The sequence below is a fragment of the Streptomyces sp. NBC_00122 genome (assembly GCF_045160845.1).
In the GTDB taxonomy this organism is placed as follows: Bacteria; Actinomycetota; Actinomycetes; order Streptomycetales; family Streptomycetaceae; genus Streptomyces.
On record NZ_CP108191.1, the window covers coordinates 5,842,830 to 5,857,402 of the forward strand.

A 14,573-nucleotide genomic window follows, 5' to 3' on the forward strand; every position below is an offset into this window, starting at 1 on the left:
AGAGAAAGGCTGGCATCCGTGCCGGTATCACTGGACATCGAAGTAGAAGTATCAGCGCCGGGCCTGGTGCTGACCGGGGCCGAGACGGCCGCCGTCGAACGGGTTGCCGCACGGCTCTGCGGCGGGCCGGAAGGGGCCCGGGTCGACGAGCCCGCGTGGGTGGCCTCGGTCCGCGACGGCTGGGAGGAACTGCCGGCCCGGCTGCGCCGTGCCCTGCGCGCCTTCCGCCGGGACCCCGGACCGGGCGGCGCCCTGCTCGTGCGCGGACTGCCGGTCGCCGAGCCGGCGCTGGGCGGCACCCCTCTGACCGACGGCTCGGTGCAGCGCACCGCCACCGTACCGGCCTCGGTGCTGATGCTCGCCGCGTGCGGGCTCGGCGACCCCGCCGCCTTCCGCCCCGAGAAGACCGGTGCGCTGGTGCAGGACGTCGTCCCGGTGCCCGGACGCGAGGAGTTCCAGGGCAACGCGGGCTCGGTGCTGCTCACCTTCCACAACGAGAACGCCTTCCACCCGCACCGGCCGGACTTCGTCATGCTGCTGTGCCTGCGTGCCGACCCGGACGGGCTGGCCGGACTGCGCACCTCCTGCGTGCGCGAGGTGCTGCCGCTGATGGACGAGGGGACCCGGGAGGCGCTGCACCGGCCGGAGTTCCGCACCGCGCCACCGCCGTCGTTCGGCGCGGCCGACGGTCCCGCCGAGCCGCACGCGGTGCTCGCCGGCGCGTACGAGGACCCGGACCTGCGGGTCGACATGGCCGCCACGCAGCCGCTCACCGAGCGGGCCGCGGCCGCACTGGTGGAGCTCCAGCTCCTCTTCGAACGCACCGCCCGGACCGCCCGGTTGGAGCCCGGAGACCTCGCCGTCGTCGACAACCGGATCACCGTGCACGGGCGCACCGCGTTCAGCCCGCGCTTCGACGGCACCGACCGCTGGCTGCAGCGCACCTTCGTCCTCGCCGATCTGCGCCGCTCGCGCGCCCACCGGGCGGGCGACGGCTATGTGCTGGCCGACCCGGCCGGGCACCGCGCCTGATCCACCTCACCCCCGCAGCCTGGTCGGCGCGGCCCTCCGGGGCCCGCGCCGACCAGGCTGCGCCGTCTCGCCCGCGCGTCACCGTGCCGCGCGCCACCAGCCCCGCAGGCCGCTGCCCCGCAGCCCCCTGCCACACCGGGCCGTTCCCGGCCCGGCCGCCCACCGAACGGAGCTACCCGTGACCACCGCCCTCTCCCCGGCCCCCGCCGTCGGGCCCGTCCCCACCGCCCCCACGGCCGGGACCGCGCCCGCGCCCGCCGACGACCCGGCCCGCGCGCCCGGTGTCGGCGGCCCGAGCCTGGCCGCCGCCCGGCCGGACCCCGCCGACTCGGATCCGCGCCGCGCTCTGCACGAACTGGAGTGCTGGCGGGCCGACGGCCGGGACGCCGCCCGGTTCCCGTACGGTGCGGTCCTCGGCCACTACCGGACCGTCGGCAAGAACGCGGTCGGCGCAGAGCTGCTGACGGTCCTGCGCGCGGTCGAACCAGCCGTACCGGCACCCGCCGAGACGGCCGGACCGGCCGCGCGGCTGCTCACTGACTGGCTGCCCCAGGTGGTGGACGGCACGCAGGGCGACTACGACAGCTACCTGGGCAGCCCGGTGTACGCCTCACTGGCCAGGACCGGCGCGGGCACGGAGCAGGTGATCACCGCCCTGCTCGCCGACCTGGTGGCCACCGAGGCCGCCACCCTGCCCGAAGCCCCTGCCGGACGGGCCCGTACCCGGGCCGCCCTGCGCGCCCTCACGGCGGCGGCCGGGCTGCCGGCCGGGTGCGAAGCGAAGGGCGCGCCCCAGACCACCCAGGACGGCACGGCCGACCTGGTCCGGGCCTGCGCCGAGGTGGTCGCGGCGGCGCGGGAGGCGGTGCCGTCCGCGGTGGTGCGGGCGGTGGAGCTGACGCTGACGCCGACCACCCGGTGCCACGACGAGCAGATGTTCATCCGGGTCATCCAGATCTTCGAGGCCGTCTTCGCCGCCGTCGGCCGCTCCATAGGGGCCGCCACCGAGGCGGTGGCCGCCGGCCGGGCCGACCGGGCGCGGGAACTGCTGGAGGGCGCGACCCGGCAGGTGACCGGGACGTCCGGGGTGTTCCGGGTGCTGACCACCATGCCCAAGGACGCCTTCGCGGTGATCCGGGCCAACACCGACGGCCGCAGCGCGGTCCAGTCCAGGGCCTACCGGACGGTCGAGCGCTCCGCCCCGGAGCTGCACGGCGCACTGCTGACCAGCTCCCTCCAGGAGTGCGAACTCCAGTCCGTCATGAGCGAGTTGGACACCGCCTGGGGTGCGATGAAACGCACCCACTGGGGCATCACGATGAAGGTGATCGGCACGGTGCGCGGTACCGGCGGCACCGCCGGTGCCTCCTACCTCCGCGAGGCCGCCGAGGCCCGGCTGTTCCCCGCCCTCGGCTGAGTCCGCCCTGCCCCGCCGAAGCCTTCAGCCGGCGTTCAGTGAGCCGTCAGCGAGCCGTCAGCCCGGGCCCGGTCCGGCGCCGGGAAGCCGCCGGAAGGGCATCCGCGATCACCCAGGCCGGGGCCAGGACGGGCCCAGGGCAGACCCAGGACCGGGCCAGATCCCGGTCAGGTGGGGCCAAGGGCGCGGTCAGCGCGGAACGACAGCATCGAAGACAGAACGGCCGGCCCGTACGGCCCGCACCGGCGGCGGCACGGACCCCGCCGCCGCACACCCATCCCACGAATCGGAGCGCAGTGATGAGCAGCGAGGACACCACCGTCTACCAGGTCGTCATCAACGACGAGGAGCAGTACTCGATCTGGCCCGCCGACCGCGAGCTGCCGGCCGGCTGGCATGCCGAGGGCACCCGGGGCGAGAAGGCGCAGTGCCTGGCCCACATCGACGAGGTGTGGACCGACATGCGGCCGCTGAGCCTGCGCGTGGCCATGGAGCAGCAGGCCGCCGAGGCCGCCGCGCTGCCGGCCGCGGGCTGAGCGCGAGCGCCTGAACGACATCGGTCGCCGACGGCGGCAAGCAGGAACAGGGCATCGGACACCGAACGGTGAGGGAAGAACGCGTGGACCCGCGACTTGAGCATCAGGACTGGATCTCGGCGATCGCCGCCACCGCGGCGGCGGATCCGGACCGTACGGCCTTCGAGTTCTCCGGAAGGGAGGACGCACCGGCGGAGCGGCTGAGCTACGGACAGCTCGACCGGCGGGCCCGGGCCGTCGCCGCCCGGCTGCAGCGGCTCGGTCTGACCGACCGTCCGGTGCTGCTGCTCCAGCCGCCGGGCCTGGACTACGTGGTCTCCTTCATCGGCTGCCTGTACGCCCGGGCCGTCGCGGTGCCGGTGTACCCGCCCAACCGTCGGCCGCGCTCGCTGGAACGGCTGGTCGACATCGTCGCGGACTGCGGGGCGACGGTGGCGCTGACCACCGCCGCCGTCCGCGACCGGCTGCTGCCCGACGACCCGGACGGCGCGGTCATGGACGTGCTGCGGCTGCTGGCGACCGACCGGGTGCCCGAGGCGGAAGCGGCGCAGTGGGTGCACCCGCAGGTCGGCGCCGACACCGTGGCCTTCCTCCAGTACACCTCCGGCTCCACCTCGGCGCCGCGCGGCGTGGTGCTGACGCACGGCAACCTGTTGCACAACTCGGCCCTGATCCAGCGGGCCTTCCGCACCACCGGCAGCACCCGCGGCATGTCCTGGCTGCCGCTCTTCCACGACATGGGGCTCATCGGCGGCATGCTCCAGCCGCTGTACTACGCGGGCTCCTGCTCGCTGATGTCCCCCACCTCCTTCGGTCAGGACCCGCTGCGCTGGCTGCGCGAGCTCAGCCGTACCCGGGCCACGGTCAGCGGTGGCCCCAACTTCGCCTACGACCTGTGCGCCGATCTGGCCACCCCCGAGGTGCTGGCCGGACTCGACTTGAGCAGCTGGGAGGTGGCCTTCAACGGGGCGGAGCCGGTGCGGGCCGAGACCTTCCGGCGGTTCGCCGCCGCGTACGCCCCGGCGGGCTTCCGGGCCGAGGCCTTCACCCCGTGCTACGGGCTGGCGGAGGCCACGCTGATCGTCTCGTGCAAGCCGCACGGCACGGCCCCGGCCCGTCACCTGGCCCCGAACGCGCTGCTCGCCGGAACCGGCAACGGGACGGACAGGACGCAGGGGACGGACGGGACGCAGGAGACGGACGGGACCACCGAGCTGGTCAGCAGCGGGCGCCCGGACGACTCCCAGCGGCTGGAGATCGTCGACCCGGTCACCCGTCGGCCGCTGCCCGCCGGGGCGATCGGCGAGATCTGGCTCTCCGGCCCGAGCGTGGCCCAGGGCTACTGGAACCGGCCCGAGCACACCGAGGCCACCTTCGGCGCCCGCCTCGCCACCGACGAGAACTCCGCCGAGAGCGCCGAACGGGCCGCCGAGCCCGGCCCCGCCTTCCTGCGCACCGGTGACCTGGGCCTGCTGCACGAGGGCGAGCTGTACGTCACCGGCCGCCTCAAGGACCTGATCATCGTCCGCGGCCGCAACCACTACCCGCAGGACATCGAGGAGACCGTCTCCTCCCTCCACCCCGCACTGCGCGCCAACTGCGGCGCCGCCGTCCAGGTCGAACTGGCCGATGCGGCCGAGCTGGTGATCGTCCAGGAAGTGTCCCGGGACCACCAGGACGGCGACCTGCCCGCGCTGGCCCGCGCGGTGCGCGAGGCCGTCGCCGAGGCACACGGGATACGACCGGCCGCCGTCGTGCTGATCCGCGCCGCGACGCTGCCGCGCACCTCCAGCGGCAAGGTGCAGCGCCACGTGTGCGCCGCCTCCTACCGCGAGGGCGACCTCACCGAGCTGGCCCACAGCGGTCGGCCGCAGGGCGCCGCCGCCGAGCGGCCGATGGCGCTGGACGCCTCCGCGTTGCGGGCGGCCGACCCGGCCGAGCGCCCGGCACTGCTGCTGGCCGCGCTGCGCGGGCTGCTCGCCGCCCGGCTGGGACTGGCCGTGGAGGACCTCGCCCCCGAGCACCGGCTCGCCGAACTGGGCCTGGACTCGCTCGGCGCGGTCCGGCTGCGGCACGAGCTGCACACCGTCCTGGGCGTGGACCTGGCCCTCACCGAGGCGCTGGCCCTGGACCTGGCCGAACTGGCCGAGCTGCTCGCCGAGCGCGTCGAGGAAGCGGCCGCGGTACCCGAACCGGTCGCGGTGGCCGAGCACACCGAGCCCGGCGACCACCCGCTCTCCCCGAACCAGGCCGCCCTCTGGCTCCTGCACCAGGTCGCCCCGGAGAGCCCCGCCTACCTGGTCTCCACCGCCTTCCGCGTGCACGGCGCACTCGACCCGGCCGCCCTGAGCACCGCCCTGGCGGGCCTGACCCAGCGGCACGCCGTGCTGCGCAGCACCTTCCCCCGGACCGGAACCGGCCCGGTACAGCGGGTGCACGCCGCCCTCCCGCCCGCCTTCGAGCAGGTCGACGCCTCCGGCTGGAGCGCGGCCGAGCTGGCCGCGCGCCTGACCGAGGCGGCCGAGCAGCCCTTCGACCTGGAGGCCGGACCGCTGCTGCGGGCCCGGCTGTTCACCGGCGCCGAGGACGGTCACCGGCTGGTCCTGGCCGCCCACCACCTCGTGGCCGACCTGTGGTCGCTGTCGCTGCTGCTGGACGAGCTGGCCGCCGGCTACCCGGCGGCGCTGCGCGGCGAGCCGGTCGTCGACGCGAGCACTACGACCGCCACCGCCACCGCCGCCCCGTTCGCGGCGTTCGCCCGCCGGCAGGCCGGCCTGCCGGACACCGCGGCCGGACACCGCCGACTGGCCCGGTGGCGCACGGCCCTGGACGGGGTCCGCGCCGGTACCTCGCTCCCCGCCGACCTGCCGCTGCCCCGGCGCCAGCGGATGCGCGGCGCGTCGGTACCGCTGGAGGTGGACGCCGCCACTACCGAAGCGCTGACGGCACTGGCCCGGCGCGAGGGCAGCACCCTGTACACGGTGCTGCTGGCCGCCTTCCAGCTCCTGCTGGCCCGCAGCACCGGCGAGCCGGACGTGGTCGTCGGCACCCCCACCCACGGACGCGACGACGCCGCGTTCGCCGGTACGGTCGGCTGCCTGGTCAACACGGTGCCGCTGCGCACCCGGATCGAGGCCGCCGAGCCGTTCACCGCCCTGCTGACCCGGGTGCGCGACGGCGCGCGGCTCGCGCTGGACGGCGCCGAGGTGCCGTTCCCGGCACTGGTCGAGCTGATCCGCCCGGACCGCGACCAGGGCGGCCGACCGCTGGTGCGCAGCCTGTTCAGCCTCCAGCAGGCCCCGGGCGAGCACGCCGAGGCGCTGGTGGCGATGGCCACCGGCCAGGGCGGCGTCCCGTTCTCCCTCGGCGCACTGGACTGCTCGACGCTGGCGCTGCCGGTCGGCGGCAGCCAGTTCGACCTCCAGCTGACCCTGGGCGAGGCCGGGCCCGGCCTGGCCGGTGCGGTCCGCTACGACACCGACCGCTACCTGCCGGCGACCGCCGAGCGCTTCGCCGCCCACTTCGCCACCCTGCTGGCGGAGATCGCGGCCGACGCCGCCCGCCCGGTCGGCGAACTGCCGCTGCTGGCCCCGGCCGAGCGACGGGCCGTCCTCGCCGAGGGCAACGACACCGCCCTCGCCTACGACCCGGCCGACGGGGTGGTGCGCGGCTTCGAGGCCCAGGCCGCCCGTACCCCGCTGGCCGTGGCGGTGCGCGCCGCGGGTCCCGAGGGCGGCGAGCAGCTGGACTACGGAACCCTGGACCGGCTGGCCGACGGGGTCGCCGCGCGGCTGCGCGCCATGGGCATCGGCCCCGGCCGGACCGTCGCCGTCCTGCTGCCGCGCACCCCGCGGCTGCTCGCCGCGCTGCTCGGCGTGCTCAAGTCCGGCGCCGCCTACCTGCCGCTGGACCCCGGCCACCCGGCCGACCGGCTGGCCCTGGTGCTCGCCGACGGTGCCGCCGCCGCGGTGCTGACCGACCTGCCCGCCGACCGGGTGCCCGCCGGGGAGTGGACCGTGCTGGCGATCGACGGCATCGGCGAGGCGCGGCGCGACGCGGACACGCCGATCGCCCCGGAGGCAGCGGCCTACGTCCTGCACACCTCCGGCTCGACCGGCCGCCCCAAGGGCGTGGTGGTCCCGCACCGGGCCCTGGCCAACCTGCTGGCCTCCTTCCAGCGCGACCTCGCGCTCGCCCCCGGCACGGGCTGGCTCTCCGTCACCACCCCGGCCTTCGACATCGCCGCGCTGGAGTACTTCCTGCCGCTGGTCCACGGCGCGACCGTGCACCTGGCGGACGCGGCGACGGCGGGCGACGGCTCGCGGCTGCGCGTCTGCCTGGAGGCCGGCGGGATCAGCCACCTCCAGGCCACTCCGGTGACCTGGCAGCTGCTGCTGGACGCGGGCTGGCCGGGCACCCCCGGGCTGACCGCGCTGTGCGGCGGCGAGCGTCTGCCCGTGGAGCAGGCCGCCGAGCTGCTGACCCGCGGCGTGCGGCTCTGGCAGGTCTACGGCCCGACCGAGACCACCGTCTGGTCGGCGCGCGGCGAGCTGACCGCGGCCGACGGGGAACTGCCGCTCGGCACGCCGGTCGCCAACACCCGGCTCTACCTGGTGGATCCGTTCCTGCACCCGGTCCCCGCCGGGGTCACCGGCGAGCTGCTGATCGGCGGAGACGGCCTGGCCCACGGCTACCTGGACCGGCCCGGCCTGACCGCCGAGCGCTTCGTACCGGACCCCTTCGCCGCCGCACCGGGCGCGCGGCTCTACCGCACCGGAGACCTGGTGCGGCGCGGGCCGGACGGCGCGCTGCTCTTCGTCGGCCGAGCCGACACCCAGGTCAAGCTGCACGGGCACCGGATCGAACTCGGCGAGATCGAGACGGCGCTGGAGCGACTGCCCTCGGTACGCCGGGCGGCGGTCGTGGTGGACGGCGAGGGCGCGCGGGCACGGCTGGTCGGGTACCTGGAGCAGTACGGGACGCCCGCGGCCCCGGCCGAGCTGCGCGAGCTGCTGCGGCGCACCCTGCCCGGCTACGCGGTCCCGTCGCTGCTGGTGACGCTGGACGAGCTGCCGCTGACCGCCAACGCCAAGGTGGACCGGCGGGCACTGCCCGCGCCGGATACCACCGGCACGACGGGCGTCGTGGAGGAGCCGGTCGGGGCGACCGAGCAGCGGATCGCCGCATTGCTGGCCGAGCTGCTCGGGGCCGAGCGGATCGGCCGGCACGAGGACCTCTTCGAGCGGGGCGCGCACTCGCTGCTGCTGGCCCGCTTCGCCGAGCGCCTCAGGGCCGAGTTCGGCGCCGCCCCGCAACTGCACCAGCTGTTCGACCAGCCCACGGTGGCCGCCGTGGCCACCCTGGTCGACGCGGTGGCCCAGCGGCCCGGAGCCGCGCCGGCCGGCCGCCCCGCCCCGGCCCGGGTGGACCGTACCCGCTACGCCGTCAGCCGCGGTTCCGACGGTGCGCTGCGCCCGGTGCTCACCGGTGCGGCCGCCGAGGGGGAAGCGCGATGACCTCCGCCCCGTACCTTCCGGCCGCGCGGGCCGGCCGGGTGACCGGTCCCGGCGCCGCCCCGGCGGACCGCCCGTACCTGCTGCGATGTCCGGTCTGCCGTGAGAGCTACCAGGACGACGGACTGCGACTGGACTGCGCCGGGACACACCGGCCCGGCCTGCTGAGCGCCGAGTACGCCCGCGCCTTTACGCCCGGCCCGGGCAGCGGCCCGTTCCGCTACGCCTGCTGGCTGCCGAACGCGGGCCGGGCCCTGCCCGAGGGCGGCATCGGCGCCACCTACCGGGCCGAGGGGCTGGGCCGCGAGCTGGGACTGGCCGAGCTATGGGTCGCGTTCAGTGGCTACTGGCCCGAGCGCGGCGCGGCCCTGGACACCGGCAGCTTCAAGGAGCTGGAGGCGCAGGCGGTGCTGGCCCGGCTGCCCGAGCGCCCGCCCGTCCTGGTGGTCGCCTCGGCCGGGAACACGGCCGCGGCCTTCCTGCGGGCCTGCTCGCGGCAGCGGGTGGACTGCGTGCTCGTGGTACCGGACGCGGCGCTGCCCGCACTCGCCGCCGCGGGGGAACGCGCCGACTGCGTACGGCTGGTGACGGTGGCCGGTGACTACACCGACGCGATCGAGCTGGCCGACGCGATCGCCGCCCGGCCCGGCTTCCAGGCCGAGGGCGGTACCCGCAACGTGGCCCGGCGCGACGGCCTGGGCACCGCGCTGCTGGCGGCTGCCGAGACCATCGGCCGACTGCCCGACCACTACGTGCAGGCGGTGGGCAGCGGCGCCGGGGCGATCGCCGCGCACCAGGCGGCCCGGCGGCTGCTGGCGGCCGGTTTTCCGGCGGCGGACCGCCCGGGCGCCGCGTCCGGCGGGCTGCCGCGGCTGATGCTCTGCCAGAACGCCCCGTTCGCGCCGATGGTCCGCGCCTGGGAGGACGGCCTGGCCGAGCCGGTCATCGGCGCCGGCCCCGAGGTGCGGGCGGCGGTGGCCGCCGTCCACGCCCGGGAACTGACCACCCGCAAGCCGCCCTACGCGGTGGCCGGCGGGGTGCGCGAGAGCCTCATCGAGAGCGGCGGGGAGCTGCGGGCGGTGGACAACGCCGAAGCGGCGGCCGCCGGAAGGCTGTTCGCCGCGGCCGAGGGCACCGACATCGAACCGGCCGCGGCGGTGGCCCTGGCCGGTCTGCGGCAGGCGGTCGCCGCCGGCCGGGTCCGGCCCGAGGAGACCGTGCTGCTGCACGTCACCGGCGGCGGCCGGGCCCGCCGCGCGGCCGCCCACCCGCCCGCTGCGGTCCACCCCGACCTGCGGATCCCGCCCGGACTGGGCGCCGAGGCCGCCGCCTACCTGGTGACCGGCGCATGACGGCCCCCGCCCCCGCCCCCGGCACCACCCGTGACCACGTCCCTGACGTCGCCCCCACCCCATCCGGTCGGCAGAGAGCAGAGCAGACCATGCAGCAGTTCGCCTTTCCCGCCACGTCGGCCCAGCGCCGGATCTGGCTGGTGGAGCGGCTGATCCCCGGCACCAGCGCCTACCACCTGCCGTTCGCCCTGCATCTGGACGGCCCGCTCGACACCGCCGCGCTGGAGGCCGCGCTGACCGCGCTGGTCCACCGGCACGAGTCGCTGCGCACCTGCTTCGAGCAGGCGGACGGCGAGCTGGTGCAACTCGTCGGCGAACCGGCGCCGTTCGCGCTGGAGACCCGCGAGACCACGGACGCCGAGCTGGAGGCCGTCCTAGCCGCCGACGCCACACGCCCCTTCGACCTCACCCGCGGCCCGCTGCTGCGCGCGGTCCTGCACCGGCTGGCGCCGCAGCGCCACGTACTCGCGGTCACCGCACACCACCTGGTCGCCGACATGTGGTCGATCGGCATCCTGCTGGCCGAGCTGGCGCAGTGCTATGCCGGACGCTCACACGAACTGCCCGAACTGCCCATCCAGTACGGCGACTTCGCGGTCTGGGAGGGTGAGTGCCAGGCCGCCGACGACGGGACGGGCCGCGCGTACTGGCACCGGGCGCTGGCCGGTGCGCCCGAGCTGCTGGAGCTGCCCTGCGACCGGCCGCGCCCGGCCGTGCAGTCGCTGCGCGGGGCCGCGCTGCCGGTGGAACTCCCGGCGGAGCTGTCGGCCGGGGTCCGGGCGCTGTGCCGCCGGGCCGGGGTCACCCCGTTCATGGCGCTGCTGGCCGCCTTCCAGGCGGTGCTGGCCCGGCACAGTGGCGGCGAGGACATCGTGGTCGGGACCGGCGCGGCGGTGCGCCCGTCCGAGGCCGAGGCGCTGATCGGCTGCTTCATCAACATCCTGCCGGTGCGCACCTCGCTGGCCGGTGACCCGACCTTCGACGAGCTGCTCGGCCGGGTCCGCTCGGCCTCGCTGGCCGCGTTCGAGCACCAGGACCTGCCGTTCGAGCGGATGCTCCCGGAGCGGGCGGCGGGCCCGGCACTCAGCCACAACCCGCTGGTCCAGTCGCTGCTGCTGGTGCAGAACGCGCCGCTGGCCGCACCCGAGCTGCCCGGCCTGGACGTGACCGTGCGGGAGGTGCCGCGCGGCGGTGCGCAGATCGACCTCAACCTCCAGATACGCGAAGTGGAGGGCGTGTTCACCGGCACCGTCGAGTACGCGAGCGACCTGTTCGACGCGGCCACGGTCGAGCGGCTGCTCGGCCACTGGTACACCCTGCTGGCCGCCGCCGTCGCCGCCCCCGGCACCCGGCTGTCGGCACTGCCGATGCTCACCGGCGCCGAGCGGCGGCGGGCCCTGGTGGAGTGGAACGACACGGCCCACGCGTACCCGGGGGCCGGGGCCTGCCTGCACGAACTCTTCGAGGAGCAGCTGTCGAAGCGCCCGCAGGCACCTGCCGTCGTCGGCCCCGCCGGCGAGCTGAGCTACGCGGAGCTCGACGCGCTCGCCGAGCGGATCGCCGGACGGCTGACCGAGCTGGGCGTGGGCCCGGACACCACCGTCGGCCTCTGCCTGGCCAAGGGCCCGGCGCTGGTCGCCGCCGTGCTCGGCGTGCTCAAGGCGGGCGGCGCCTACCTGCCGCTGGACCCGGCCTACCCGGCGCAGCGGCTGGCCTTCATGCTCCAGGACGCGGCGCCGCCGGTGGTCCTCACCGAGCGGGCCCTGGCCGGGCTGCTGCCGGCCGTCGGGGCCGAGCTGCTGGAGGTGGAGGACGCCGGGCACTGGCCCGCCGTCCGGCGGCGCCCGGCCGGGCTGGGCCCGGACCACCTGGCGTACGTCATCTACACCTCGGGCTCCACCGGAACACCCAAGGGGATCGCCGTCCCGCACCGGGGCGTCGTCAACAACCTGCTGGACCTGGGCGGCACCTACGGCATCGAGCCCGGCGACCGGGTGCTCGGCCTGTCGTCCCCCAGCTTCGACATGTTCGTCTACGAGACGCTCGGCATCCTGGCGGCGGGCGGCGCGGTGGTCATGCCGCACCCGGACCGGGCCCGCGACCCGCACCACTGGGTGGACCTGGTGCGCCGCCACAAGGTGACGGTGTGGAACTCGGCCCCGGCCCTGGCCGACGCCTTCGTCCGGGCGGGGGAGGAGCGGGGAGTCCGGCTGCCCCGGCTCAAGGCGGCCTTCCTCGGCGGCGACTGGATCCCCGTCGCCCTGCCCGGGCGCTTTCGCCGCCTCGCGCCGGAACTGGCCTTCATCGCGCTCGGCGGCGCCACCGAGGCGTCCATCCACTCGATCACCTATCCGGTCGCACAGGCCGACCCGGCCTGGACGAGCATCCCGTACGGCCGCCCGATGGTGAACCAGCAGGCCGTCGTGCTGACCCCCGCGCTGGAACCGGCCCCGGTCGGGGTACCGGGCGAACTCTGCCTGGCCGGAACCGGGCTGACCCGCGGCTACCTGCGCCGCCCGGGCCTGACCGCGGACCGCTACCGCCCGCACCCGGGCGCCGGCACCGGCCCGGTACCGGCCGGGGCGCGGCTGTACCGCACCGGCGACCTGGCCCGCACCCGAGCCGACGGGGTGATCGAACTCATCGGGCGGCTGGACCACCAGGTCAAACTGCGCGGCCTGCGGATCGAGCTGGACGAGGTCGAGGCCGTGCTGCGCCGCCTGCCGGGCATCGAACGGGCCGTGGTCACCGCCCGCGGCAGCGGGGACGACCGGTTCCTGGTCGGCTACCTCGTGCTCGCCGAGGATGCCGGGGCGGTCCCGTCCGTCGCCGAGCTGCGCGCCCTGCTCAAGACGGACCTGCCCGAGTACATGGTCCCGGCGGCCTTCGTGACGCTGGACGCGCTGCCGCTGTCGCCCAACGGCAAGGTGGACCGCGCCGCGCTGCCCGAGCCCGACGGACGGGCCGACCGGGACGCCGCCGCGTACGTGGCCCCCCGTGACGACACCGAGCTGGTGCTCGCCGCGCTCTGGGCCGAGCTGCTGGAGACCGACCGGGTCGGCGCCGAGGACGACTTCTTCGCACTGGGCGGGCACTCGCTGCTCGCCACCCGGCTCGCCTCGGCGCTGCTGGAGACCTTCGGCGTCGAACTGCCGCTGCGCGAGCTGTTCGAGGCGCCCACCCTCGCCGAGCAGGCGGTGCGGCTGGCCGCCCGGGGCCGCGAGACGGGCACCGACGTCGCGGCCGTGGCGCGCATCGCGGCCGGACTGCTGGAGATGACCGACGAGGAGGCCCACGGGCTGCTCGCCGAACACGAGGAGAGCAACGCATGAGCACCACCACCACCACGACCACGAGCACCGGGGTCCTGGCCGACTACGCGGGCCTCGGAGCGCAGCGCCTCGCCGCCGCCGATCCGCTGCTTTCCGGCCTGCTGGAGCGCGAACACGCCCGGCAGAACGAGACCCTGGCGATGGTGGCCGCCTCCAGCAGCGCCGACCCCTCGGTCCTCGCCTGCACCGGAGCGACCATCTCCAACGTGACCACCGAGGGCTACCCCGGCGCCCGTTACCACGCGGGCTGCGAGCTGGTCGACGAGGTTGAACGGCTGGCGGTGGCGCGGGCCCGGTCGCTGTTCGGCGCCCAGTACGCCAACGTACAGCCGCACTCGGGCAGCACCGCCAACCAGATCGTGCTGTGCACCCTGATGAAGCCGGGCGACACCCTGCTCGGCATGGAGCTGAGCGCGGGCGGGCACCTCACCCACGGCTCCGCGGCCTCGATATCGGGCCGGTTCTTCCACGCGGTCGGCTACGGCACCGACGCCGACGGCATGCTGGACTACGAGCAGGTCGCCGAACTGGCCCGGGAGCACCGGCCCAAGGTGATCGTCTGCGGCGCCAGCGCCTACCCGCGCACCGTGGACTTCCCCCGGTTCAGGCGGATCGCCGACGAGGTCGGCGCCTTCCTGCTCGCCGACATCTCGCACATCGCCGGCCTGGTCGCGGCGGGACTGCACCCCAGCCCGGTGGACCACGCGCACGCCACCACCACGAGCACCTACAAGCAGTTGTACGGGCCGCGCGGCGGCCTGATCCTGCTCGGCCGGGACGCCGACCTGCCGCTGCCCGGCACCCGGCGCACCCTGGCCCAGGCGATCGCGCACGGCACCTTCCCCTTCCTCCAGGGAACCCCGGACCTGGGCGCGGTCGCGGCCAAGGCGCGCGCCTTCGACATCGCCGCCCAGCCGGAGTTCCGCGCACTGGCCCAGCGCGTGGTGTCCGACGCCCGGGAACTCAGCGACGCCTTCACGGGACTGGGCCACACCCTGGTCACCGGCGGTACCGACAACCACATGGTGCTGCTGGACCTCGGTCCCCGCGGACTGACCGGCGCGATCGCCGAATCCGCGCTGGCCGACTGCGGGATCGTGGTCAACCGCAACCGGATACCGGACGACCCGTACGGCCCCCGGGTCACCAGCGGCATCCGGTTCGGCACCAACACGCTCGCGCTGCGCGCCATGGGACCGGCCGAGATGCGCCGCTGCGCCGCGCTGATCGACCGGGTGCTCACCGCCGTGGTGCCCCGCGGCGAGCGCGAGTTCACCCTCGATCCCGCTGTACGCGCCGAGGTGCGCGGCGAAGTCACCCGGCTCTGCCGGGAGTTCCCGCTGCCGCACCACCTGCCGGCCTGACCCACTCCACGCCACCGACCCACCCGG

7 protein-coding genes are annotated in these 14,573 nt (G+C 75.9%); all 7 read left to right on the top strand.

Features of this window, described 5'->3' with window-relative positions:
* Positions 1 to 9 precede the first annotated feature (9 nt).
* Positions 10 to 1,032 (top strand): TauD/TfdA family dioxygenase, encoded by a 1,023-nt coding sequence (locus OG737_RS26980; RefSeq protein WP_405681319.1) that lies wholly within the window; start codon positions 10 to 12, stop codon positions 1,030 to 1,032.
* Between the two features lie 178 nt (positions 1,033 to 1,210).
* Complete coding sequence (locus OG737_RS26985; RefSeq protein ID WP_328928806.1) at positions 1,211 to 2,449, top strand: hypothetical protein; 1,239 nt, start codon at positions 1,211 to 1,213, stop codon at positions 2,447 to 2,449.
* Between the two features lie 299 nt (positions 2,450 to 2,748).
* Positions 2,749 to 2,985 carry an MbtH family NRPS accessory protein gene (locus OG737_RS26990; protein ID WP_328928807.1) on the top strand — a complete coding sequence of 79 codons (237 nt, stop codon included), beginning with the start codon at positions 2,749 to 2,751 and terminating at the stop codon, positions 2,983 to 2,985.
* A gap of 83 nt (positions 2,986 to 3,068) precedes the next feature.
* Complete coding sequence (locus OG737_RS26995; protein WP_405677488.1) at positions 3,069 to 8,501, top strand: amino acid adenylation domain-containing protein; 5,433 nt, start codon at positions 3,069 to 3,071, stop codon at positions 8,499 to 8,501.
* Positions 8,498 to 9,850 carry a cysteate synthase gene (locus OG737_RS27000; RefSeq protein ID WP_328928809.1) on the top strand — a complete coding sequence of 451 codons (1,353 nt, stop codon included), beginning with the start codon at positions 8,498 to 8,500 and terminating at the stop codon, positions 9,848 to 9,850. The genes OG737_RS26995 and OG737_RS27000 overlap by 4 nt, the downstream gene beginning before the upstream one ends.
* Before the next feature lie 89 nt (positions 9,851 to 9,939).
* Entirely contained in the window at positions 9,940 to 13,182 is a 3,243-nt protein-coding gene (locus OG737_RS27005; RefSeq protein WP_405677485.1) for a non-ribosomal peptide synthetase, read from the top strand.
* Positions 13,179 to 14,546 carry a serine hydroxymethyltransferase gene (glyA, locus tag OG737_RS27010; RefSeq protein WP_405677483.1) on the top strand — a complete coding sequence of 456 codons (1,368 nt, stop codon included), beginning with the start codon at positions 13,179 to 13,181 and terminating at the stop codon, positions 14,544 to 14,546. Before OG737_RS27005 ends, glyA begins: the two co-directional genes overlap by 4 nt.
* Positions 14,547 to 14,573: the final 27 nt, after the last annotated feature.